General features: G+C 64.0%; 21 protein-coding genes and 1 pseudogene. 12 read left to right on the forward strand and 10 right to left on the reverse strand.

Going from position 1 to position 24,756, the window contains the following annotated elements:
• From BO1_RS29445 to BO1_RS29480, 8 genes and pseudogenes are all read left to right on the forward strand, one after another.
• Positions 1-755 (forward strand): WD40/YVTN/BNR-like repeat-containing protein (locus BO1_RS29445; RefSeq protein ID WP_028220619.1); only part of this gene is annotated, 755 nt, incomplete at its 5' end.
• 232 nt (positions 756-987) lie between these two features.
• Complete coding sequence (locus BO1_RS29450; protein WP_028220620.1) at positions 988-2,016, forward strand: helix-turn-helix domain-containing protein; 1,029 nt, start codon at positions 988-990, stop codon at positions 2,014-2,016.
• Positions 2,017-2,194: 178 nt separating this feature from the next.
• Positions 2,195-2,494, forward strand: a complete 300-nt coding sequence (locus BO1_RS53260; RefSeq protein WP_156992450.1) for a hypothetical protein — start codon at positions 2,195-2,197, stop codon at positions 2,492-2,494.
• Between the two features lie 443 nt (positions 2,495-2,937).
• Complete coding sequence (locus tag BO1_RS29460) at positions 2,938-4,263, forward strand: MFS transporter (RefSeq protein WP_028220621.1); 1,326 nt, start codon at positions 2,938-2,940, stop codon at positions 4,261-4,263.
• 468 nt (positions 4,264-4,731) lie between these two features.
• Positions 4,732-6,255, forward strand: a pseudogene (locus tag BO1_RS29465) (ABC transporter substrate-binding protein); the annotation flags it as partial.
• Between the two features lie 29 nt (positions 6,256-6,284).
• Positions 6,285-7,526 (forward strand): M24 family metallopeptidase, encoded by a 1,242-nt coding sequence (locus BO1_RS29470; protein ID WP_281179210.1) that lies wholly within the window; start codon positions 6,285-6,287, stop codon positions 7,524-7,526.
• Between the two features lie 590 nt (positions 7,527-8,116).
• Complete coding sequence (locus tag BO1_RS29475) at positions 8,117-9,961, forward strand: S10 family serine carboxypeptidase-like protein (protein WP_028220624.1); 1,845 nt, start codon at positions 8,117-8,119, stop codon at positions 9,959-9,961.
• A 75-nt stretch (positions 9,962-10,036) separates the two neighbouring features.
• On the forward strand, positions 10,037-10,429 hold the full coding sequence (locus BO1_RS29480) for a hypothetical protein (RefSeq protein WP_028220625.1): 393 nt from the start codon (positions 10,037-10,039) through the stop codon (positions 10,427-10,429).
• A gap of 47 nt (positions 10,430-10,476) precedes the next feature.
• Here BO1_RS29480 and BO1_RS29485 read toward each other — a convergent pair whose 3' ends face one another.
• From BO1_RS29485 to BO1_RS29505, 5 genes are all read right to left on the reverse strand, one after another.
• Positions 10,477-11,256, reverse strand: coding sequence for an ABC transporter substrate-binding protein (locus BO1_RS29485; protein WP_028220626.1), 780 nt, complete (start codon positions 11,254-11,256; stop codon positions 10,477-10,479).
• A 66-nt stretch (positions 11,257-11,322) separates the two neighbouring features.
• A complete protein-coding gene (locus BO1_RS29490; RefSeq protein WP_028220627.1) occupies positions 11,323-12,477 on the reverse strand; it encodes a pyridoxal phosphate-dependent aminotransferase in 1,155 nt (384 codons plus the stop codon).
• A 175-nt stretch (positions 12,478-12,652) separates the two neighbouring features.
• Positions 12,653-13,540: a transcriptional regulator GcvA gene (gcvA, locus tag BO1_RS29495; protein WP_028220628.1), complete on the reverse strand. Its 888-nt coding sequence runs from the start codon at positions 13,538-13,540 to the stop codon at positions 12,653-12,655.
• On the reverse strand, positions 13,537-14,514 hold the full coding sequence (locus BO1_RS29500) for a substrate-binding domain-containing protein (protein ID WP_028220629.1): 978 nt from the start codon (positions 14,512-14,514) through the stop codon (positions 13,537-13,539). The genes gcvA and BO1_RS29500 overlap by 4 nt, the downstream gene beginning before the upstream one ends.
• Positions 14,515-14,619: 105 nt before the next feature.
• Entirely contained in the window at positions 14,620-15,558 is a 939-nt protein-coding gene (locus BO1_RS29505; protein ID WP_028220630.1) for a LysR family transcriptional regulator, read from the reverse strand.
• A 185-nt stretch (positions 15,559-15,743) separates the two neighbouring features.
• On the opposite strand from BO1_RS29505, the gene BO1_RS29510 reads away from it, so the two are divergent.
• The 4 genes from BO1_RS29510 (at position 15,744) to BO1_RS58040 (ending at position 19,731) form a co-directional block, all read left to right on the forward strand.
• Positions 15,744-16,679: a hydroxymethylglutaryl-CoA lyase gene (locus tag BO1_RS29510; RefSeq protein ID WP_028220631.1), complete on the forward strand. Its 936-nt coding sequence runs from the start codon at positions 15,744-15,746 to the stop codon at positions 16,677-16,679.
• 29 nt (positions 16,680-16,708) lie between these two features.
• Positions 16,709-17,866, forward strand: a complete 1,158-nt coding sequence (locus tag BO1_RS29515; RefSeq protein WP_028220632.1) for a CaiB/BaiF CoA transferase family protein — start codon at positions 16,709-16,711, stop codon at positions 17,864-17,866.
• A 121-nt stretch (positions 17,867-17,987) separates the two neighbouring features.
• Entirely contained in the window at positions 17,988-19,430 is a 1,443-nt protein-coding gene (locus BO1_RS29520) for an MFS transporter (protein WP_028220633.1), read from the forward strand.
• A 109-nt stretch (positions 19,431-19,539) separates the two neighbouring features.
• Positions 19,540-19,731: a DUF3079 domain-containing protein gene (locus BO1_RS58040; protein WP_084688258.1), complete on the forward strand. Its 192-nt coding sequence runs from the start codon at positions 19,540-19,542 to the stop codon at positions 19,729-19,731.
• Between the two features lie 59 nt (positions 19,732-19,790).
• Here BO1_RS58040 and BO1_RS61370 read toward each other — a convergent pair whose 3' ends face one another.
• From BO1_RS61370 to BO1_RS53275, 5 genes are all read right to left on the reverse strand, one after another.
• Complete coding sequence (locus tag BO1_RS61370) at positions 19,791-20,411, reverse strand: SRPBCC family protein (RefSeq protein WP_245643931.1); 621 nt, start codon at positions 20,409-20,411, stop codon at positions 19,791-19,793.
• On the reverse strand, positions 20,338-21,399 hold the full coding sequence (locus BO1_RS29530; protein WP_028220635.1) for a DMT family transporter: 1,062 nt from the start codon (positions 21,397-21,399) through the stop codon (positions 20,338-20,340). The genes BO1_RS61370 and BO1_RS29530 overlap by 74 nt, the downstream gene beginning before the upstream one ends.
• Before the next feature lie 284 nt (positions 21,400-21,683).
• On the reverse strand, positions 21,684-22,130 hold the full coding sequence (locus BO1_RS58045) for a BBE domain-containing protein (protein WP_084688259.1): 447 nt from the start codon (positions 22,128-22,130) through the stop codon (positions 21,684-21,686).
• A 104-nt stretch (positions 22,131-22,234) separates the two neighbouring features.
• A complete protein-coding gene (locus BO1_RS53270; RefSeq protein ID WP_084688260.1) occupies positions 22,235-23,044 on the reverse strand; it encodes an FAD-binding oxidoreductase in 810 nt (269 codons plus the stop codon).
• A gap of 54 nt (positions 23,045-23,098) precedes the next feature.
• On the reverse strand, positions 23,099-24,724 hold the full coding sequence (locus BO1_RS53275) for an AMP-binding protein (protein WP_043287139.1): 1,626 nt from the start codon (positions 24,722-24,724) through the stop codon (positions 23,099-23,101).
• Positions 24,725-24,756: the final 32 nt, after the last annotated feature.

Consider the following 24,756-nt stretch of genomic DNA (forward strand, 5'->3'; position numbering starts at 1 on the left):
AAACATGGCGCCAGGCGCGCGAGGTGCCGGTGTCGGCCACGCTCTCGGCGGTGACGTTCGCCGATGCGCAGCACGGCTGGGCAGTGGGTCAGTGGGGCGTGATCCTCGCAACCCGCGACGGCGGCGAGAGGTGGCAGAAGCAGCGTATGGACCTCGCAGTGGACCAGCCGCTGTTCTCGGTGCTGTTCACGAGCGCGCAGGACGGCATTGCCGTGGGGCTGTGGTCGCTGATGCTCGCCACGCACGACGGTGGCAAGACGTGGACCAAAGTGACGGTGCCGAAGCCGCCAGGCGCCGGCAGGGCGGACCGCAACCTGTACCACGTCTTCGCGGACAAGCAGGGCGCGCTCTACATCGACTCGGAGCAGGGCATGGTGCTCAAGTCGACTGATAGCGGCGCGACCTGGAGCTATCTGCCGACCGGCGGCAAGGGCACGCTGTGGGCAGGCGTGGCGCTGCCCGACGGGCGCATTGTCGTGGGCGGGCTGCTCGGCAGCCTGTACCAGAGCAGCGATGGCGGGGCGACGTGGACCTCGCTGAACGCCAACACGAAGAGTTCGATCACCGACCTCGTGGTGACCGGAAACGGGCTGCTGGGCGTCGGGCTCGACGGACTGCTGTTGAAGCAGGGGGCGGGCGCCAGGTGGTTCGAAGTCGCGCAGCGCCCGGATCGCGCGACACTCACTGCGGTCGTGATTGCGGGCGATGGAAAACCGGTTTGGTTTTCACAGGACGGCGTGCTCGCCGGGCGTTGAAGCAACTCCGGCCTGAAGCGGACTCGCACCGGCCGCCCACGCGCTGCCGGCGCGCCGTCCCGAAGCCCGACGCCCTACCCATCGCCCCCGAATATCCTCTAAAGTTCCGGGCTCATGCGGCCGATATCCCGGTTATCGAGTGGAAGGATTCGTCTCAGCTCCGCCTGTGGCGCTTTCATCGAGCAGTGGCATCGACTCAATCCAGAAGTCGCAGCCCGAACCGAGGTGGCCCATGAGCCAAGCGCCGAACTCCTTGCCTCATTCGCAATTCGATACCCACGGCTTGCCGCGGTCTCAGCAGTTTGCCGCGTGGCGCGAGGCGGTCAACGTCGTGTTCGATACCCAAACCATGGAGGCGCGAGACACCGGCTTCCAGACCAGCGTAAGCGCGTATCTGGTCGCGGACGTGGTGCTGGGAACGATACGCACGGGTGCGCAACGCTACGACCGCTCGAACGCGAAGATCGGGCGCGACGGCCACGACCAATATGTCTTGCAGTTCTATCTGGGCGGCAGTTGCCGCGTGCGTGACGGCGCTCAGCAGGCGTGTACCCGGCCTGGCGACCTGTTCATCGTCGATGCGGCCCAGCCGCTCGCGACCGAGACCACGCGCAGCGAATTCCTGAATCTGGCGGTGCCGCGACGCCTGCTGTCTCCCTTGCTGAACGCACCGGACCAGCACAGCATGCGGGTGCTGCGCGGCACCGAGCCCACGGTTGCACTGCTGCGCGAGCATTTGAGCGCGCTCTACCGTCACGCGCCCCAGATGACGCAGGCGAGCGCCCTGGCCGTTCTGCCCGCGACCTTGCAGCTTGCCGCTTCGGCCATCAACGCCAGCGTGAATCCGGAGCACCTGCCGGCCGTGCAGCAGTGTGTCTTCGTTTCGATTTGCCGCTATCTGGAGGAGCACCTGAGCGCGCCGCAACTGAGCGCCGAGCAGGTGGGGTTCGCGTTCGGCATCTCGCGGGCCACGCTGTACCGGCTGTTCGAGAAGGAAGGCGGTTTCGCGACCTACGTGCGGGAGCGCCGCTTGCGCCGCTGCCGCGAGATGCTCGCCGACCCGGCGCGCAGCGCAATGTCCATTGCCGATATTGCCGCCGCGCACGGCTTCACGGATGCCGCGAACTTTGCCCGTGCCTTCCACCGCTCGATTGGCCTGTCTCCTCGCGCCGTGCGCATGCTGGCGCTGAATGGCAGTGCCGGGCCCGCGCAAAACGCCTCTGTGGACGACTGGCGCTACTGGATGTCCCTGATGCGTTGAGCCAGGTCGGCGCAGTTCGCCCTGGCATTCGCGCCACGGTTCATGCGTGAGACATCGCGACAAGTATTTGAGACGTACGGACAGGTTTGGCTGTCACCCCCCTTACAATCGTTGCTCCCACGTGCCGGCTCCTGCAAAGATGCCGGCATCTGCGAGATCGGCGCAGAACGGGGGCAAAATGAAAAAGAACCAGAGAAAGCCGCGGCAAGGCGGCTTGTATAACTACGAGTCCGCCTGGTCGCTCGAACTCGCGCGCGGCGCATCGCATATCGCCAGCACGCTTTCGGCTGCGACGCTGCAAGCGGCCGTGCACGAAGTCGTGCAAGAGTTCGTCGCGGCGCAAGGCAGCGCGGAACTGGACGCCTTTTGCTGGCTACTGGCTGAGCGGCTCGACAAGCGAGGCTGCGCCGCGGGCGCGATGCAGGCGAGAGACCTTGATACGTCCCGCCTGATGCGAGAGCGGGTTGGCCAGACGTGAGACAGAAAGAATCATAAGAGCCGCACATAGCATTGACACCCTGACCGGCCGCATTAAAGTCGAACCCGGATTCGGCAAAACGAAAATGCATGGCGTCGACCCTATTGGCCAATATTCGTCACGTCTGCGCCATAAATCGAGCGAATTTGGGTTTCAACCAGGTGCCTTGATGCTCCGGTACAAATAAGCTGCAAGCTGTGCCGCATATCGACGCCTCCGGCGGCGGTCTGCTGCGTCTCGCGTGTCCCGCGCCGCCAGAATGATGACGACGCAAGGATCTGCGCCGGGGAGGCAGCATGCGCTTCGCATCGCGCGCGAAACATCGGCCATTTGCTTCCAATATGCTTACAAAAAGGGTGTGAGGTATTTCGATGTCAATAGAAAAATCCGCGGAAATCGCCGCCCGATTCGACCGGCTGCCGCCGTCGTTCACGGTCTGGTCGATGGTGATCCTGCTTTCGCTCGGCGGGGTATTCGAGTTTTATGACCTGTTCTTCACCGGCTATGTCGCGCCGGGCATGGTGCATTCGGGCCTCTTCACGCCCGAATCGCTCGGCTTCTTTTCCGCGCTCGGGCCGCTCAAGGTCGCCGGCTTCGGCACCTTCGTGTTCTCCACGTTCGCGGGGCTGTGGGTCGGCGCACTCGTATTCGGCCAGGTGGCCGACCGGTTCGGGCGCCGCATCATCTTCACGTGGTCGCTGATCTGGTACATCGCCTGCACGGGCATCATGGCGTTCCAGACGACCGGCATGGGGCTCAACATCTGGCGCTTCATCGCCGGCATCGGCATCGGCATCGAACTGGTCACGATCGACACGTACATCTCGGAGCTGATTCCGAGCGCCGAGCGCGGCCGCGCCTATGCGGTCAACCAGTTCATCACGTTCAGCGTGGTGCCGGTGGTGGCCTTCCTCGCGTACATCCTGAAGGACACGCAGCCGCTCGGGCTCGACTACTGGCGCGTCGTGATCCTGATCGGCTCGGTGGGCGCGGTGGTGGTGTGGTTCCTGCGGCGCAACATTCCGGAAAGCCCGCGCTGGCTCGCGCGCCACGGGCGCGTGGATGAAGCGGAGCAGATCGTCGCCGGGATCGAGCGCCGCGTGTCCGCCGAAAAGCGCATTACGCTGCCGCCGCCCGGGGCCATTCAGCTCGAAAAGGGTGGCCGCGGCTCGCTTGGCGAAGTGCTGCGCCCGCCGTATTTGCGCCGCACGGTGATTCTCTCGATCTTCAACATGGCGCAGGTGATCGGCTTTTACGGCTTCGCGGCGTGGGTGCCGACGCTCTTGATCGCGCGCGGCATTCACGTGACGCAGAGTCTCGCCTACGCCTTCGTGATCGCGATCGCGAATCCGTTCGGCCCGCTCATTGGCGTCTGGTTCGCCGACAAGCTCGAGCGCAAGACCCAGATCGTCGGTGGCCTGCTGGTCATGGCGATCGTCATCGCGCTCTTCGCGCAGGCCTCGCAGCCGGGCGTGCTGATCGTGCTGGGCGTGCTCTTCACGCTGGCGTCGAACGTGATGTCCTATGCCTACCACGGCTACCAGGCCGAGCTCTATCCCACGCGCGTGCGCGCTCGCGCAGTGGGCTTCGTGTACTCGTGGAGCCGGATCGCCGCGGCGTTCGCGGGGCTCGCGATCGGCATTCTGCTGCATCACTACGGCGTGCCGGGCGTGGCGATCTTCATCGGCGTGGCCATGTTCGTGGGCATCGTGATGATTCTGCTCGGGCCGAATACGCGCGGCCTCTCGCTCGAAGATATCAGCCACTGAACGCATCAATGCCGCCGCGTGCCGCAGTGTGATGCGGCGCGGCGGCGCGGCGGCGCGGCGCTACCCTCAGCGCCGCGCTTCTCGCGCAGACGCCGCAATTCGCCTCGGCGCCAACGTGAAAAAGCTCGCCTCCAGACGGACTATTACAGGACGCTGCCCGTCGTCTCGCCGGCTCTTGATTGTGCCGATTTCGTCATTTACGGCGTAGAACGGCATCAAGACGCTGATTTTATTCTTGTCGAGAATGTCGGCTGAAGGATGCCGGAGATAAGGCATGGATTAAATCGGTGTCGTTCTTCTCTGGGCGATCCATGGACGATCCGGCAAAGCCAATAACGAATAATAAAGGAGGCAGCGTCGATGAAGCAGAACCCTGGCCGCCGGCCATCATTCAGGTATGCAAATGGGGTGGTCGCCGCAATCGTGACCTTCTCGGCAATGGCCGCCCATCACGTACGGGCTGCCGAGAGCACCCTGGTGTACTGTTCGGAGGGCAGCCCAGGAGGATTTGATCCGGCGCAGTACACGACTGGGACCGACTTTACCGCGAACACGTTCACCGTCTACAACCGCCTTGTCGAGTTCGAGCGCGGCGGCACCAGGGTCGAGCCCGGCCTTGCGCAATCGTGGGACGTTTCCCCCGACGGCAAGACCTATACGTTTCATCTGCGCCACGGCGTGAAGTTTCAGACCACCGCGTTCTTCAAGCCCACGCGAGAGTTCAACGCCGACGATGTCGTGTTCACGTTCCAGCGCATGCTCGACCCGAACCAGCCGTTTCGCAAGGCGTATCCGGTGTCGTTCCCGTACTTCACCGACATGGGCCTCGACAAGCTGATCGCGAAAGTCGAGAAGGTCGATCCGTATACCGTGAAGTTCACGCTGAATGAGCCCAACGCGCCGTTCATCCAGAACGTGGCAATGGAGTTTGCCTCGATTTTGTCGGCGCAATACGCGGACCAGTTGTTGAAGGCCGGCAAGGCCGCCGACATCAACCAGTATCCAGTGGGCACAGGCCCCTTTATCTTCAAGAGCTATACGAAGGACGCGACCATTCGTTTCGATGGCAATCCTGATTACTGGAAACCGGGCGCGGTGAAGCTCTCGAAGCTGATCTTTTCGATCACGCCCGATGCCAGCGTGCGCGTACAGAAGCTCAAGCGCGACGAATGCCAGGTCATGAGCTATCCGCGCCCGGCCGATATCGGGCCGCTGAAGAGCAGCGCGGATATCGACGTTCCGTCGCAGCCGGGCTTCAACCTTGGCTATCTCGCGTACAACTTCGAGCGCAAGCCGTTCGACAAGGTCGAAGTGCGCAAGGCGCTCGACATGGCGATCAACAAGAAGGCGATTCTGGAATCGGTGTATCAAGGCGCAGGGCAGGCCGCCACCGCGCCCATGCCGCCGACGCAGTGGTCATACGATCCGGGTCTTGAGACGTCGTCCTATGATCCTGCCAACGCGAAGGCGTTGCTCGCCAGGGCGGGCTTTCCGAACGGCTTGGAGATGACGCTCTGGGCGATGCCTGTCCAGCGTCCCTACAATCCGAACGCGCGTCTCATGGCCGAGATGATCCAGGCCGACTGGGCGAAGATCGGCGTGAAAGCGAAGATCGTCACCTATGAGTGGGGCGAGTACATCAAACGCGCTCACGCAGGGGAGCAGGACAGCATGCTGATCGGCTTCACGGGCGATAACGGTGATCCGGACAACTGGCTGGGAACGCTGCTCGGTTGCGATTCTGTGCACGGCAACAACTTTGCGCACTGGTGCTACAAGCCGTTCGACGACCTGGTCCAGAGGGGCAGGGCGGCAACGGATCTCAATGCGCGGACAAAAATCTATACCCAAGCGCAACAGATTTTCGCGCAGCAATTGCCATTCTCACCGATCGCCAACTCGACGGTCTATCAACCGGCTCGCAAGAGCGTGGTCGACATGCGCATCGAGCCGCTCGGGTATGTGCGTTTCGATGGCGTTAGCGTGAAGTAGAGCGTATTGTCGCGCAGTATTCATCGAAATTGTTTGAAACCTATGTCTTGGAGCGAAGCATGACTATTGGTGTTGGTGGGTCGAGCGCGGAAATCGAACTGGACAAGCTGCACGATATGACGCAGGGTGTGGCGCCGATCGGCAACGGCGAATATTTCGACCGAATCGCGCTCGCGCAAAAGCTGATGCGGGACGCGGGTATCGATGCCATGCTGGTCGATGCCAACAGCAACATGCTCTATTTCACCGGCATTTCATGGCACCGCAGCGAGCGGTTGGTGGCGGCGATCATTCCTGCCCGGGGAGAAGTCAGGTACCTCGTGCCCGCTTTCGAAAAAGGCACTTTCGACAGCATGCTGAAGATCCCGGGAAAGATCGACCTATGGGACGAACACGAAGCCCCCTGGCTGCACGCCATACGGATCATTCGGGATATGGGCATCCACGCGGGTACGCTCGCGCTCGACGAGACTTCTCCCTTCCTGACCTACGAGCGACTGCGCGAGCACGCGGACGGTCTTGCGATTGTGGGCGCGGCCAGGATCACCACGGTTTGCCGCAGGAAGAAGTCGCGCACGGAAATCGCTTTGCTTCAGCGTGCGAACGACATGACGTTGCGTGTCCATCAGGCCGTTGCGCGCATTTTGCGTGAAGGCATCAGTACTGGCGAAGTCGCCGAATTCATCGATAAAGCCCACCGCAAGGTGGGTGCGCGACGCGGCTCCACTTTCTGCATCGTCCTGTTCGGTGGCGACACGGCGTTCCCGCACGGTGTCAATGCGGCCAAGGTGCTCGAAGGCAACGACATGGTGTTGATCGATACCGGCTGCCAGTTGCACGGTTATTGCTCGGACATTACCCGGACCTACGTGTTCGGAACTCCCAGTGACCGGCAGCGTGAAGTCTGGGAGCACGAACAGCAGGCGCAGCGCCGTGCGTTCGAAGCGGCGCAAATCGGCAGGCCAGCCGAATCGGTCGATGCCGCCGTGCGCGAGTATCTCAAGAGCGTTGGCTACCGCGACAACTACGGGTTGCCGGGCTTGCCACACCGCACCGGGCATGGAATTGGCCTCGAACTGCACGAACATCCCTATCTGGTGAGAGGGAACAGCGTGGCACTGGAGGAGGGCATGTGCTTCAGCATTGAACCGATGCTGTGCGTGCCCGGCGAATTTGGCATCCGGCATGAGGACCATGCCTACATGACGCAAAGCGGTCCGCAATGGTTCACGCAGCCGGCAGTGTCAATCGACAATCCGTTCGACGAGTGATGCCGCGCCGGACTTTCCGGTACAGAGATTGATTTGACGAGCAGTCCTTTCAGAGAGCGGCCCGGCGTAAGCCGGACCGCTCTTTCAACATGGTGTTGCTGAAAACCCGCGGGCGGTAAGCGTTCGCAGGTCTTCTTGACTGTCGGGTTACGGCATCGCGTCCAGAATTTCTCAACGGTTCAAATCGGGTTCTTCAAAATAAAGGTGTGCCGCTATAGATAGCCGGGCGCACGCATGCGTGATATGCGTATTGCGTAGTTAATGGCTGGTATTAACGGCTCTAAAACTCTGTCTTGACAAAGCGCTGCAACACCCTCTATTTTTCCTCTGCCACGATTCATTACTAAATATTTCATATGGGTATTCGGGGGAAACGGTATAAGTTTCCGGAATTATCTGATTCATATAGTTAGTTATCCTGAATAATTGCCGATTCGGTAAATTGAATTAAAACGGTCAGAAAATAGAAAGCTTATTGTCAGCCGCGGTTGTGTCGGCGATTCCTGCATGTGCAGTCTGTTTTCCCTAATGCGTTTCCCCGGCGAAAGCGGCCTTTGTGTAGCGGTATTTCACCATTCACAGGGACAGAAATGAATCCAGACAGTAGCTCCAACAAGAGCCGTGTGCGCAGCATGGGCCGGCTAGCGATGCCCGGCGCGGTCATCGCCGGCGTGCTGATGCTCGCGGGATGCGGCGGCGGCGATGGCAGCACCGGGACCGGTGCGAGCGCAATGAGCCAGGTGGCCGCGAGCCAGCAGGAGCAAAACGGCAACCAGCAAGGGCAAAACGGCAACCAGCAAGGGCAAAACGGCAACCAGCCTTATGTCGACCCGGTCGCTTATTCATCCAATGCCACCGACGCGCTACCGCTGAACGAGGTCGCGGAGAAGGCGGCCGTCATGCATTATCAATGGACCTCGGGAAAGACGACGATCAACTACACGACCACAACAGGCCATTTGACGGCCTCGAATCCGAACGGCACGCCTGAAGCGACGATGTCGTATGTCGCCTACACCGCACCGGGCACGAACGGCGCGCCGCGGCCTGTCACCTTCATCTACAACGGCGGGCCGGGCTCGTCGTCGATCTGGCTGCGGCTCGGTTCGTTCGCACCCACGCGTGTCGCCACGCCCGACCCGCTGATGACGAACTGGCCGAATTTCCCGCTCGTCAACAATGCGGAGAGCCTGATCGATACCACCGACATGGTGTTCATCGATCCCCCGGGCACGGGCCTCTCGGAGGCGATTGCGCCTTACACGAACCAGAGCTTCTGGGGCTGCGACCCGGACGTCAACGTGATGCGCGACTTCATCATGCGCTATCTGGCGGCCAACAACCGCAGCGCCTCGCCCATCTATCTCTACGGTGAATCGTACGGCACGCCGCGCACGGACATGCTCGCGCTCGCGCTCGAGACCGCCGGCGTGAAGCTCACGGGCATCGTGCTGCAGTCGTCGATTCTGAATTACTTCGCCGATGCGATCGAGGCCACGGCCATCACGGCTTCGACCGAGGGCCTCGCGCTCGATACCGATACGCTCGCGGGCTACTACCCGGGCTATGCCGAGGTGGCCGCGTACTTCAACCTGGTGTCGCCGCCGCTGATCGATCAGGGGCTCTTTGCCTGGCAATCGGAGGTCTTCGCGACGGGCCAGTACAACCATTTCGGAAAGTACGCGCAATCGTGGGTGCTGAGCCAGCTCGGCATTCCGGATGCGCTCGGCACGCCTGTGTTCCCGGCCCAGCGCACGCTCGACTCGTGGCGTTGGCCATCGAGCCTGACCTTGCAGGCGCTACAGGGCTACTTCAATGCGAATCCGTTCAATATCGAGCTGATCCCGGGCACCACCATCGGCCGTTACGACGGACGCGTGTCCTTGCCCAATTCGGATCCGCGCTTGCAGAGCGATGGCGACCCGTCGGACATTCTGATTTCGCAGCCGTTCACGACCGCGCTGGCAACGCAGATGCCGGACTATCTGGGCTATCGCGCGCCCAATGCGACGTATATGCCGCTCAACGACAACATCATCAACGTATGGGACTTCTCGCACGACGGCCAGCCGCTGCCCGACACGCTGCCTGATCTGCTGGGGGCGATCCAGTTGAACCCGCAGTTGCAGGTGCTTTCCGAAAACGGCTATCACGATCTCGCCACGCCGTTCTTCAATACGGAGAAGCAGCTCGCGCGCCTGCAAACGGTTCAGGGTCTGGCGCCGAACCTGCAGGTCAACTTCTTCCAGGGCGGACACATGATTTATCTCGACGATGTGGCGCGCCCGAAGATGAAGGCCGATCTCGCGAAGTACTACGCCGGACAGCCCATTCCGCTGGCGCTTTCGCTCTGGACGCTGCCCGCTCCGTGGTCCGATGAGAGCCCGGCAGGTACGCCTACGACGGCCACTGCGCAGGCCACGGCAACGCAGTAAGCTTGAGAAACGGGTCCCGGCGGAGCCGGGGACCTGATGCTCACCTTCATGCACACCCTTTGAATGCGAGTGATCATGTCCGAATTCGATAAACTGTGGCGCCTCGTGCCGCTCATCGTGCTCGCGGCCATGTTTGGCAACGCGCAGGCGGCAACCCAGGCCGTGGCACCCGTCACGCTCCCGCAAGGCGGGCACGGCGTGGACGGTCCGTTTTTCCCCGCCAACCGTCCGCTGCCCGTGACGCCATCCACGGGCACGCAACTGCAGCAAGAGGCGCAAAAGCGCATTGAAGCGCGACTAGGCGCGAATACGGTGCTGAGCAACGGTGCCTCGATTACGAAGGCACAGGCGCAAAGTAGCGGCCTTGGCTATATCGCGCAGCATTTCGACCAGATCGACACGGCGCATACGGGCCGCGTCTCGATGAGCGACGTGCGGCAGTATCTGCAGCAGCAAAAGCAGCAGTAAAGTCCAGTGCGGATCGGCGCTGTATGGCATAGCCGATCCGACATCTCTTATTTCGGCGACACGTCGATATCGCCGAAGTACTTGCGCGCGAGCGACGCAACCGTGCCGTCGGCTTCGAGCTTCGCGATGGCCGCATTCAGGCGCTGGCGCAGCGCATCGTCGCCTTTGCGCAGCCCGAACGCCACACCGCTGCCAAGGATCGCGTCGTCGCGCACCGGCGCACCAACGAAAGCGAAGCCCTTGCCATCGGGGCGGGAGAGAAAACCCGTCTGGCCGGCGGGCGCGAGCAGCAGCGTCGCGTCGAGGCGGCCCGCCGTGAGATCGGCGTAGATCTGGTTCTGGTCCTGGTACGCCACGACGCTCACGCCTTCCGGCTCCCAGTGCGCCTTTGCATAGGTTTCCTGAATAGACGATTGCAGCACGCCCACGCGCTTGCCCTTGAGCGACGCCGGGGTAGGCGTGAGGCCGCTGTCGCTGCGGGCGATCAGGCGGGTGGGGACGCGATAGATCACCGTGGTGAAGTCGATGGCCTCGCGGCGCTTTGCCGTAGCGTTCATCGCCGAGTTGATCGCGTCGAACTTGCGGCCGTTCAGCGCCGGAATCAGCCCGTCGAACGAGGTCTCGACCCACTTGCAGGTGAGATGCGTGGCCGCGCACACGGCATTGCCGATGTCGATGTCGAAGCCCTGCAGGCTGCCGTTGGCGGCCTTGGATTCGAAGGGCGGATATTGCGCCTCCAGGCCGAAGCGCAGTGCCGTCGTGTCCGCGAACGCGGGAACGGCGGCGCAGGCGCAGGCGAGTGCGAGCAACATCTTGGATAGCTTCATGGTGATCTCCTTGTGATGGTTGTCGTTTGATGTGCGCGTAACCGGCTCAGAACGGCCCGGGTCCGCTCAGATTGCGCACAGCCGGCGCGCGCCTTCGAGCAGGGTGGCGTCGTCTTTCGAAAAGCTCAGGCGGATGAGGCCGTCGTCGGTGCCGTCTGTGTAGAACGCGGAAAGCGGAATGGTCGCCACGCGCGCGTCGCGTATCAGGCGCAGCACGAAATCGCTGTCGCGCTCGCTGGAAAAGGCGCGAAAGCGCGCGAGCAGGAAGAAGCTGCCGGCGCTCGGCAGCAGCTCGAAACGCGAGCCGGCCAGCGCGTCCACCAGCAAGTCGCGCTTGTGCTGGTAGAACTCGCCCAGGCCGAGATAAGTCGCCGGCTCGGCGAGCGCTTCGGCAAACGCGTATTGCATCGGCGTGTCGGCGGAGAACATCATGAACTGATGGACTTTGCGGATCTCCTCCATCAGCTCGGCGGGCGCGAGGCAATAGCCGACGCGCCAGCCCGTCACGTGATACGACTTGCCGAACGACGAGACGATCACGCTGCGCTCGGCCAGCTCCCGATGGCGCGCCATGCTCTGGTGCTGCGCGCCGTCGAACACGACATGCTCGTAGACTTCGTCGGAGAGGATCACGATATCGGTGTTGCGCGTGAGCGCTTTCAGGCGTGCGATGTCGTGCTCGTCGAAGATCGTGGCCGTGGGATTGTGCGGCGTGTTCACGATGATCATGCGCGTTTTCGGATTGATCGCGGCGGCGACCTCGTCCCAGTTCACGCGGAAATCCGGCTGCGCGAGCTTGATCGCCACGGGAGTCGCGCCCTGCAGGCGGACGATGGGCGCATAGCTGTCGAACGACGGCTCGAAATAGATGACCTCGTCGCCCGCATGCACGAGCGCGCTGATTGCGGAGTAGAGGCCCTCGCTCGCGCTCGCCGTCACCGTGACTTCGTCGGCGGGGTCGTAGTGCGCGCCGTGCAGCGATGCGAACTTGGCGGCCAGGGCTTCGCGCAGCGCGTGAATGCCCGCCATCGGCGCATACTGGTTGTGGCCGGCGCGCATCGCGGCGGCAACGTTCTCGACGAGCCGCGCATCGGGCTCGAAATTGGGTGCGCCTTGTGAGAGATTCAGCGCGTCATGCTCGGCGGCGAGTTGACCGATGACGGTGAAGATCGTCGTGCCGACGTCGGGCAGTTTCGAGCGTATGCGAGCGGCGCTCTGCATGGGTGGGTTCTCCCTTGGGGGCGGCGTCATGGCAGACGACGTAATCGAAAGCGTCCATTTAGCCCAAAGCGCACCGCCGCGGCAATCGAATAATTCTCATGGCGGCCATGCATTTGCCTCATGGCGCGCTTTTCACGCGCCCAGCCCGCGCCCGCGAGCATCCCTGGGATGCCCGTCAGCCGGCGCCGGAGCGCTCGCGATCCTGCTCGATCCACTCGCTGAAGCGCTGGACCTTCTGTTGCTGCGCGACGCACTCGGGGTAGACGAAATAGTAGCGCCAGCCCGTTGCCACGGCCAGATCGAAGGGCATCACGAGCCGGTTCGCGGCAAGATCCTCGCCTGCGAGCGTGCGGTCGCCAATGGCCACGCCGAAGCCTTGCATCGCGGCGCTGGTGGCGAGGTCGAGCGACTCGAACGTGGGGCCCGCGTGGGCGTTGACCTGCTGCGCGCCCGCTTGCGCGAGCCACAGCTTCCAGTCGCGGTGATCGCGCGTCGGGTGCAACAGGGTTTGATGCGCGAGGTCGTCGGCCTGCGCGATGGGGCGCTTTTCCAGCAACTCCGGCGCGCACACGGGTGTGAGGTATTCGTCGAACAGCAGCACCGCGTGAACACCCGCGCCCGGTGCGGGCGCATAGACGATGGCGGCGTCGAACGGCTCGGCCTGGAAATCTGCTTCGTGCTGCCAGGTAGTCGTGATCTGCACCTGAAGATCGGGATGCTCGGCCTGGAAGCGCATGATGCGCGGCAGCATCCAGCGCATCACGCAGGTGGGCACCTTGAGCGCCAGCTCGGTGCGCTGGCGCGTGAGGCGCATCGAGGCCTCTTCGATGCGCGCGAAGCCGTCGCGCACGGCGGGCAGCAACTGCTCGCCCTCGGGCGTGAGCGTGAGCCCCTTGGGCGTGCGCCGGAACAGCGGCAGCCGGTAGTACTCTTCGAGCGCGAGTATCTGGCGGCTCACCGCGCCTTGCGTGAGGCACAGATGCTCGGCCGCGCGCGTGAAGCTGCCGTAGCGGGCGACGGTCTCGAAGATCTGCAGGGCGTTCAGGGGCGGGAGGTGTCTCATGGTGCGTGGCCGGCCTGAAGATTGTCCTTCGTGATGAGCACGACCGGCGTTTCGATAAAGTCCGAGAGATCGTCCTGGGTCTGCTGCTCGACATGGGCCTGCATGGCCACGTCGAGGCCGTAGACGGCCTGTTTGGCCGCGAACTGATCGAGCGTGGCGAGCACCTGGCCTTTTTTGATCAGCGGTTTGATGGCGTCGTCGTCGTTGAAGCCTGTGATAAGGACGTGGCCGCTCAATTGCGCCGCGCGTACGGCATCCACGGCGCCGCGCGCCATATTGTCGTTCGCGCAGAGCAAGGCGCGCATGCCGGGGTGCGCCGCGAGCATCGCGGCGGCCGCGAGGCGGCCTTTGCCGTATTCCCAGTCGCCGGGCGCGATGGCCACGATCTCGACATGCGCGGCCTGCATCGCGTCGCGATAGCCGGCGTTGCGCTGCTGCGCGTTGCGCGCGCTGTGCACGCCTTCGATGATGCCAACCCGGTCGCCCGGCCGCAAACGATGCGCGAGATAGTCGCCCACGAGCCGCGCGGCGCGCCGGTCGTCGGGGCCCACATAGGGCACGCGGATGCCCGCCGCGGAGAGCGCGTCGGCATCGAGCGGGTTGTCGATCGCCAGCGTGAGGATGCGTTGCTGCACGCTGCGGCGCGCGGCCGGCACGAGCGCGCGCGAATCGGCGGGCGCGATCACGATGGCGTTCACGCGCTGGGCGATCAGCGCGTCGATGAGGCGGATCTGGCCGTCCGAGTCGGTCTCCGCCGTGACGCCCTGCACCAGCAGCGTGAACGGGTAGGGGGCATGCGCCTGAAAGACCTTCGCGGCGGCGATCATGGTCTGCGTGTAGGCATCCGGGAGACCCTTGAGGACCAGCGCGATGGTGAAGTTGCGCGTCGCGCCGCTGCTGGAGCGCGTGAGCGCGGCACCGATCGCGCCAAGCAGGCTCGCAATGACGACGCGGCGGCGTTTTTCATCAGGCATGGCAAAGGCGGCGGCTTGGGGCGCGAGAGTCGAAGAGTCGATCGGGGAATGCTGGAAGTGTAAACGACGCACGGGGCTTCGGCGTGCCATTCATGAGGCGGCGCTTCATTCTCGCGTCTCGTTTGCGTCGCGAGCCTCCGGTGCCGCTTGCGCCCGTGCGACGAGATGCTCGACCATGCGCTGGGCGGCGGGCTGCAACGCGTCGAACTCGCGAAAGCAGACGATGAAGCGCCGCCGCGCCCACGCATCGGCGAGCGCGATCATGCGCACGTTCATGATGCGCGTGTAGGTCTGGCCGACCTCCTGCGGCACGACGCTGATGCCCAGATTCGCCGCGACCACGCGGAACGCGGCATCGAAGTTCGACACGGTCGCGCGATAGTCGATGCTGCGCCCGCTGCGCGCCGCCGCGCGCTGCAGCAGCGTATGAACGGCCGTGGACGGCGGCAGGCCCACGTGCTCGTAGTCGAGCGTATCGGTGAACGCGATGCGCTTGCGGCGCGCGAGCGGGTGGTCGGGGTGCACCGCGAGCGCGAGCCGGTCCTCGCGCCAGGGGCGCGACTCCAGGCCGGCGAGCTCCACGTTGTCCCAGCACACGCCCACCGACGCCACGCCATCGCGCACGCGCTGCACGAGCTCGCTGGAGGTGCGCTCGTCCACGTTCACGCGGATGTTCTGGTGCGCGGGCATGCGCATGAACGAGGCGAGATCGTCGAGCAGCGCCTCGGCGATGGCCGATGCGGAGGCGCACACGCTCACGCTGCCGCGCAATCCGCTGCCGAAAGCGGCGATGTCGCCGAGCGCGCGCTCGAGCGTGAAGATCACGCTGCGCGCGTGCTCGAGGAGCGCGACGCCTGCCGGCGTGGGCTGCACGCCGCGCCGCGAGCGCGTGAGGAGTGGCACGCCGAGGCTGGCCTCCAGTTGCGCGATGCGCTTGCTGATTGCCGAAGGCTCGATGTGCTCGTCGCGCGCGGCGCGGCCCATGTTGCCGTGCTCGCACACGGCGACCAGCAATCGCAGGGTCTTGATGTCGATGTCGTGCATGCGTGCTGCTCCGTCTCGCTCCACGAGGCTTCCGGTCAGCCTGGCGGCCGAACTGGCATGTTTCCGGTTCGGAATGTCACTGGTTCCGAAATACCGCTTTATGTATCTCAGGGAATGGCTAAAGTTAGCACATCGCCGGCCCGCCATGAACCGGCGTATCGACCTGCAGCTTATGGAGACCCTTCATGCCCTCATTCCCCGAGCGCGCCGTCATCCGTGAAGTCGGCCTGCGCGACGGCCTGCAAAGCATCCAGACCGTGCTGCCCACCGCGCGCAAATGCGAGTGGCTGCGCGCGGCGCACGCCGCCGGCCTGCGCGAGATCGAGGTGGGCTCGTTCGTGCCCGCCCGCCTGTTGCCGCAACTGGCCGATACGGCCGAGCTCGTCGATTTCGCGCGGCGCTTGCCGGGGCTGTTCGTCTCGGTGCTGGTGCCCAATCTCAAGGGCGCCGAGCGCGCGCTCGAAGCCGGCGCCGACCTCATGCTCGTGCCGCTTTCGGCGAGCGAGGCGCACAGCCTCGCGAACCTGCGCAAGACGCCCAACGAAGTGGTCGCCGAAGTCGCGCGCATGCGCGCCGCGCGCGACGCGTCGGGCGCGAAGACGCTGATCGAAGCCGGCATCGGCACGGCGTTCGGCTGCACCTTGCAGGGGCGCGTGCACGCGCAGGACGTGCTGCGCTACATGCGGGCGCTGCTCGACGCGGGTGCGGACCGCGTGAGCCTCGCCGATACGGTCGGCTATGCGAACCCCGCCGCCGTGCGCGAGCTGTTCGGCGAGGCGCGCGCGATCGCGGGCGAGCGGCTCTGGTGCGGCCACTTTCACGACACGCGCGGCCTTGCGCTCGCCAACGTTTATGCCGCGCTGGAAACGGGCGTCACGCGCTTCGATGCCTCGCTCGCGGGCATCGGCGGCTGCCCGCATGCGCCAGGCGCGAGCGGCAACGCCGCGAGCGAGGATCTCGCGTTCATGCTGGCCGACATGGGCATCGAGACCGGCATCGACATCGAAGCGCTGCTCGCATTGCGCGCGCAGGTGGCGCAATGGCTCGACCACGAAACGCTGCACGGCACGCTCTGGCGCGCGGGGCTGCCGAAGACGTTTCGTGCCGCCCACTCCAGCTGATCATACTGATTCGTAATCCTGAGGTTCATATGGACACAGCAAAGCGGCTTCCGCTAGACGGCGTGCGCGTCGTCGAATTCACGCACATGGTCATGGGCCCGACGTGCGGCATGATCCTCGCCGATCTCGGCGCGGAGGTCATCAAGATCGAGCCGCCTGGCGGCGACAAGACGCGCAATCTGCCCGGCCTCGGCATCGGCTTTTTCCGCTCGTTCAATCGCAACAAGAAGAGCGTCGTGCTCGACATCAACACGGAAGCGGGGCGCGCGGCGGCTATCGAGCTGATCGGGCAGAGCGACGTGATGCTGGAGAACTTCCGCCCCGGCCTGATGAACAAGCTCGGGCTCGACTACGCTACGCTTGCGCAGCGCTATCCGCGCCTCATCTATGTTTCGCACAAGGGGTTTCTTCCGGGCCCCTATGAGAACCGTCTTGCGCTCGATGAAGTCGTGCAGATGATGGGCGGCCTCGCGTACATGACAGGGCCGGCGGGCAGGCCGCTGCGCGCGGGCACCTCGGTCAACGACATCATGGGCGGGATGTTCGGTGCGATTGGCGTGCTGGCGGCGCTGCGCGAGCGCGATGCGACCGGGCGTGGCCAGGAGGTGCAGAGTGCGCTCTTCGAGAACTGCGTGTTTCTGAGCGCCCAGCACATGCAGCAATACGCGATGACGAAAGAAGCGCCGCCGCCCATGCCGTCGCGCGTGTCGGCGTGGAGTGTGTATGACGTGTTCACGCTAGCCGAAGGCGAGCAACTCTTTATCGGCGCCGTGAGCGACAAGCAGTTCGTGACGCTCTGCGATGTGATTGGCTGTCCGAAACTTGCAGAGGAGCCGCAGTACGCCACCAATGCTTCGCGCGTGGCCGTGCGGCCCGAATTGCTCGCGCGCCTCGGTGAAGTCCTGAAGGCGGTGCACGTGAGCGAATTGACGCCGCGGCTCGAAGCGGCCGGCATTCCCTATGCGCCAATCGTGCGCCCGGACCAGCTGTTCGACGACCCGCACCTGCGGGAAAGCGGCGGACTCGCGCCGATGCGGACCGATGACGGCGAGACCACCGAGGTCGTGCTGCTTCCGCTCCTGATGGATGGCCGCCGCCCCGGCGTGCGCCAGCCGCTCGCGAAGGTCGGCGAGCACACGGAGGAAGTGCTCGCGCGGCTCGGCGGTGCGCAAGCGCGGCAGCCGTAACGGCGCCCGGCCGCCGTCACCCAACGCGGGCCGCAGACGCCCGCGCAAGCACGCATAACGAAGCCCTTGCGGCGGCGATCGCGGCAGCGATGCCGCACGCAGGGCAGACACGGAGACAGACATGCAACGAACCCTCACCACGGACGAGGTGGCTGGCGCTCGGCCGCAAACGGCCGCCGCCGGGCACGCGGTGGCGCAGGCCTTGTCCGCGCGCCTCGACCGGTTGCCCGTCACGCGGCAGCTATGGAAGCTCATCCTGCTGATCTCGCTGGGCGGCTTCTTCGAGGTCTACGATCTCATCTTCACGGGCTACATCGCGCCGGGGTTGGCGAAGAGCGGCCTGCTGCACACCACCACGTCGAGCTTCTTCGGCTTCAACGGCATCGGCGCGTTCGTGGCCGCGACCTTCGGCGGCCTCTTTGTAGGGACGTTGTGCTTCGGCTGGCTGCCCGATAAATTCGGACGCCGAAGCGTTTTCACGTTCTCGTTGCTCTGGTATTCGTTCGGCTCGGTGCTGATGGCGATGCAGCATGCGCCCGAAGGCCTGATCCTGTGGCGCTTCATGACGGGGATCGGCGTGGGCATCGAGATAGTCACGATCGACAGCTACGTGACGGAGATGGTGCCGCAGCAGATGCGCGGCCGCGCCATGGCGTTCAATCAGGCCGTCATGTTTGCCGCCGCGCCGGCTTCGGCGCTGCTCTCGTGGTGGCTCGTGCCCATCGCGCCGTTCGGCTTCGACGGCTGGCGCTGGGTTGTGCTTGCCGGCGCGCTTGGCGCCGTGCTGGTGTGGTTCGTGCGCCGCGCCGTGCCGGAGAGCCCGCGCTGGCTCGCCACCCACGCCCGCGTTGAAGCGGCCGAGCGCATCATCGCGAGGCTGGAGCAGGCCGCGCGGCGCGAGAGCGGCCGCGACTTGCCGCCGCCTGCGCTCGCGCCCACGCCGCCCACGCACCGGCGCGCGTCGCTCGCCGAGCTGTGGCGGCCGCCTTATCGTGCGCGGCTCATCATGCTGATCGCGTTCAATCTGTGCCAGGCCGTTGGCTACTACGGCTTCGCGAACTGGGTGCCGACGCTCCTGATCGGGCAGGGCGTGACCGTCACGAAGAGCCTGCTGTACGCCTTCGTGATCGCCATCGCCTTGCCGTGCGGCCCGCTGCTCGCCATGCCGGTGGCCGACCGGATCGAGCGCAAATGGCTCATCGTCGGCTCGGCGTTTGCCGTCGTGGTCTTCGGACTGTTGTTCGCGCAGGCGCGCAGCACCGCGGCGCTAATCGTGCTCGGCATCCTGATCAGCCTCGCCGGGCAGACGATCTCGGTCTGCTATCACGCCTACCAGGCGGAACTCTTTCCCACCTGGGTGCGCTGCCGCGCGAACGGCGTCGTCTATTCGGCGAGCCGCGTCGGCGCGACAATGTCGGGCTTCATCATCGCCGCGCTCCTGCGCGACTTTGGCGTACACGGCGTGTTTGCCGGCATAACGCTTTGCATGCTCGTGGTGATGGTTTCGATCGGCGCTTTCGGTCCGCGAACCAATGGCGTTTCGCTCGACGAATTGTCGAGCTGATGGCGATGAATGCGCTGTGCGCGGCTAGAAGTGCAACTAACTGCCAGCCCCGCGCTACGCCGACCAACCCGCGCGCATAGCGGCAAGCAACCAGGCACGTCGATACACCATGTCAGGCAGGGCAGGTTCAGACCAGGAAGGAATACGGCAATGCGCCTCTGGATCGCTCAGTTGCGGAAACGGCTCGTCGCGCACGCAACATCCGATCGAATTGCTCGGCGAAGACTGGCTCGAATACGGCGACTGGGGTTTCGAGACGTCCGAAGACGACGTGTCAGCCAGCACTAGCGGCCAACACTGAAGTCACGCACAGCGAGAACGCGAGCGCCTTTGCGCTCGCGATTGCGTTTACAGCCGCCCTCATCGCGCCAAATTGCGCTGGGCAGCCGCGCAGCCGGCGTCCATCAGCGGTTCGACCATGGCGCGCCGTTCATCCGGCAAAAAATCGCTGATCCACACCATGCGGCTGCGTCCACCGGCTTCCGCCACGATTTGCATCGAAGCGGCGTGTTGTTCGAAGTTCGGCCCGCAGACGGTGTAGGCCACGCGCATATGCGCGTCGTCCACGGCGACGATCCGCTCCTGCACCACGCTGCCGTTAGCAAACGTCACGGTGCGCAGGTCGCCGTCCACCTGTGCGTCGGTCAGCACGCCCGCGAACACGCGCGCGATGTTGCGCGAATCGCGCAGCGTCTCCCACGCCCGGGCCGCATCGGTTTCAAGGGGGATCTCACGGTAGAGGGAAGCCATTGCGTTGTCTCCATCGTCCATGCCTGCATGCAGGCGTCGTGAGGATTGTGCGCGCCGGCCCGCTGGCGCGCCTGGGGAAAATTGCTGTCCGTGGGCTACGCGGCGGCAACCGGCGCTTCGTGCGCCGCAATCGACATCTCGGCTTTCGTCGACCCCCTCAATGCGAATGCCGATGATGCACGTCCGGGTAATGCGCGTGCGTATGCGTGAGCGGCACGTGGCGATGCGCATGGGTGTGCGGCTCGGTGCCGTCCCAGTCGAAGTCGTGCTCGTGCAGATGGTGCGCATCATGCCGATGCCGATGGGTATGGTCGAGCGCCTCGTGCGTGTGTGCGTGCTCGTGACGCTCGCGCACGTGCAGCCAGACGCCCAGAGCCATGAGCGCGAGGGCGGTCCAGAACGTAGTCTCCGGACGCTGCGGCCAGAGCAGCAGCGAAAGCGCGACGCCGAACAGCGGCGCCACCGAGAAATACGCGCCCGTGCGCGCCGTGCCCAGGTTGCGCAACGCGACCACGAACAGCACGAGGCTCACGCCGTAACCGGCGAAGCCTACGGCCAGCGCGCCCGCAAGGCGCGCGCCGTCGGGCCAGTGCGCGCCCAGCCAGAACGCGACGGCCAGATTCACGGGGCCCGCGACCACGCCTTTGAGGCAGGCGATCGTCATGGCGTCGTTGGCGGAGACCTTGCGCGTCAGGTTGTTGTCGATGGCCCAGCACAGGCAGGCGAGCGCCACGAACAGCGCGCCCGGCGCGATGCCCGCGTGCGGCCCGCTCCACGAGAGCAGCACGCCGCCCGCGACGATGGCCACCATGCCCAGCGCGATCTGCGCGTCGAAGTTCTCGCGGAAGCAGACCCACGCGATGAGCGCCGTGAGCACGCCTTCGAGATTGAGCAGCAGCGAGCTGGTGGCGGCGGGCGTCGTGACGAGCCCGAGCATGAGCAGCGCCGGGCCGGCCACGCCGCCCGCGAGGATCGCGCCCGCGAGCCACGGCACTTCGGCCAGACGCAGCGGCGCGTGTGCGGGCGGCTCGTCCGCGCGGCGGCGCAAGCGGCGCACGAGGATGACGAGCGCGAGCCCGGCGCCGCTGCCGAGATAGAAGAGGCCCGCCACCATGAACGGCGGCAGCGTGCCGAGCAGCGCCTTGGCGAGCGGCGTGGCCACGCCGAATAGCGCGGCGGCCAGCAGCGCCGTGGCAATGGCGTGAAGATGCGATTTCATGGCGGTCCTGCTTTTCGTCCGAGCGATGTTTGAGGCCCCTGCGTCCTGCGTCCCCGGTTACGGTCGCGGCGGACCTTCGATGCGTCGACGCGGGCATTGTCTTGCCGCTGCGGGAACAGGGAGCGGGGCCGGGCTATCGCGGTGCGCTTCGTTGAAGGGGAACGTTCAATTATCGCCGATGCGTGCGGCACGATGCACGCGCGATCGTGTGTTTGTGCCATGGGTTTCTCGCACGCGAGTGCGATGTATGGATTTCGTATGAAATTCGAAGTGCATATGCAATGTCAGACGTTCCAGTTTTCGCCAACCGGAGGAAACGGTGTTGCATTAAACACATTCTCAGGATCAAAGCGACGTTTAATGCCAAGCAAACGAGTCGTGTTTTCGCCGTAGGCGAGATCGATCTGTGCACGTTCGTCGGGCCCCAAGAGGTTGGGATATCCGCCGGGCAGCACCGAGGAAGACAACTTCTCCGATGCATTGTGTGCCCAAGTGCGGTGTACGGCTCCCCGCCGGTCATCACTCTCGTCCCAGGCTGCAATGATGCTGGCGAGAAAGTGTTTTCTACGGAGACCGAACGAAGTGGCATGCAACGGTAGGCGCGACGGAAAGCCGTGAAAAGACTGAATGGCGAAGACCGAAAGTGGAGACTCGCGGCTGTCGCCACACTCCAGCAGCCCTGGTGATCGTGTCGGCGGATAGCGCACCGAGCCAGCGCGTGTGCTGGGCATAGTGGCGCCCTTTAGGGGCGCTGCCTTCGAATAGACCGAAAAGGGCGTCACACGGCATGGATGCCATATTGACCATTGCGGGCGAACCGAAGTGCGTTAGTCCGTCAACAATTGCCTTTCCTCGCTGGATGTCTCCGCTCCAGCACGGCGCCAGCACGACAGCCGGATCGCCGCTCGGACTCGACACGAGCGCAACTGTCGCCGCAAGTTCGTCGGGCGCCGACGCCATTGTGGTGGCGAACCCCCTCAGAACAGACCGCGCATCGGACCCACGGGCGTAATGCCCAAAACAGGTCCGCATTCTCAGTGGCGCTAACGCTCAAATAGCTTCCGTCGGGCAGGACCAATTCTGCGGCGACGAGGTTATCCAGACCCAAGCCGAAGTGCGGAGTCAAGGGGCCATAGCCGCCGGCGAGAGTAAAACCCGCCATGCCAATCTTCGCCATGGTTCCCACGACCGCCGTGAGCCCAAACTCGGTCGCAGCAGCAACGACATCACCAGCCGTTGCGCCGCCTTCCACGATTGCTGTTTGGGATTGCGGATCGACAACAACTTGATTCATCGCGGACAGGTCTATCACCACCCCTCCATCCCGGAGCGATTGTCCAGCCCAGCCGTAGCCGCCAACAAGGACTGAAACAGGCAAGCCATGCTTGCGTGCGGTGTTCACGGCCCCCTGCACGTCGGAGACGGTTGCGCATGCTGCCACAATGGAAGGGCGCAGGTCGATCGCGCCGTTCCAGATTTTCCTTCTTCGCTCATAGTCATCGTCGGAGGGCGTTATGACCGGCCCCTGCATAGTCGACCGAAGTTCGCTTACTGCAACCGCATGAGCGCTATTTGGCGAAATCATCACTTCCCCCAATTTGGCAGGACGAGTCAACATCTCTTGATTGGGCGCGATCCGGTTCAAAGTACAAGCTCGTCAGCGAAGCGCCGGGTATCCTGCTCGCGCTGCCCGTCAAGATTACCTGTTTCCGGTCGAGGCCATGAATTCGTCCCGCAGCACGAATTTCTGGATTTTTCCGGAAGCCGTCTGCGGGAAGCGATCGACAAAGCGCCAGATCCGTGGTGTCTTATAGGAAGCGAGGCGTGCGCGACAGAACTCGAAGAGTTCGTCGCTGCTCAAATTGCAGCCCGGTCGTGGCTGGACGAAAGCGACGACGACTTCGCCCCATTGCGCATCGGGAACCCCCACGATCGACGCAAGGGTGACGCCCGGGTGTGTACACAGCACGTCTTCGACCTCTCGCGGATAGATGTTCTCTCCACCGCGAATGATCATGTCCTTGATGCGGCCATGGATGCGCAAATAACCCTGTGCGTCGAGGCTGCCGAGGTCGCCGGTATGCAGCCATCCTTGCGCGTCGATGGTCTCCGCTGTTGCTTTGCGGTCGCCCAAATACCCCTTCATGACGCAGATGCTTTTCGCGCAAACTTCTCCGATCACCCCAAGGGGAACGGTCTCGCCGGTATCGGGGTCGCTGATCTTGACTTCGGTCTGTGGCAGCGGCCGCCCCACCGTCTCGATCCATTGCGGATTGGGGTCGCGCGGCAGCGTGTGAGTGATATAGGGCGACGACTCCGTCTGGCCGAAACCAATTGCGACATCAAGATTGAATTCGGTGAACGCGCGGCGCACGAGTTCCGGCGGCACGGGCGCGCCGCCCAATGTGGCAAGCCGCCATGAAGCAAGGTCACGATCTTTGGCGTCAGGCTGATCGAGCATCCGGATCAACATCGTGGGCACACATAGCACCACCGTGCCGCGATGAGCCTCAATCAGATCGAGCATGAGTCTGGGGTCGAATCCAGCGGGCAGTACGTGCATTCCGCCCGTCTGCAATGCGCCCAGGGTAGCGAGCCCACAGCCCGCCGTGTGGAACAGGGGCATCGGATTGACCCAGACGTCCTGGGCATTTGCGCCAATGACGTTGGCATAGAACCGGCCATTGTTGACGAGCCCGCGGTGCGTCAGCTCCGCACCCTTGGGAAATCCCGTCGTGCCCGACGTGTATTGGATCTGCGCGACATCGTCTGGAGACACGTGGGGCAGTGAGCGAGTGCTCTTGCCCGAATCAAGAAAGGCGGACCAGTTCGCGAGCGAGATCACTTCGCGCACGTCAGGAATCTCCGCCCTTATTTCATTCAGTATTGCCATGCAATCACGCCCGCGGTACTCGGGACACAGGACGATGCCGGTGGCGTTGGACCGCCTGAGGACGTCGACGAGTTCTTTGGGCAGGTACGCGGGATTGACGGTGACGAGCGTGAGCCCGGCCAATGCTGCGCCAAACTCGAGCAGAACCCATTCGGGGCAGTTGGCGCTCCAGACGGCAACGTGCTCGCCAGGAGAAAAGCGCGCCAGCAGAGCATGGGCGACGACGCACGCGTTCTCATACAGTTGTGCGAAGGACCACTGACGGTGAGCATTCGCAATTTCCGTGCCCTCTACAAGCGCAATTCGATTGCCCCATTTATCTGCGGCAAGACGCAGGGCGTCTCCAATCGAAAGCTCCGTGACAGGTTCAAAGGCGTCGCCTTGACAATGCGATAACTCAGCCTGCGAACAGCTTGCAATCTTTGTTGTCATGGTCGACTCCATCCCATACAATGGTTTTAAAT

The organism is Paraburkholderia oxyphila NBRC 105797, from assembly GCF_000685075.1.
GTDB classification, from domain to species: Bacteria; Pseudomonadota; Gammaproteobacteria; order Burkholderiales; family Burkholderiaceae; genus Paraburkholderia; species Paraburkholderia oxyphila.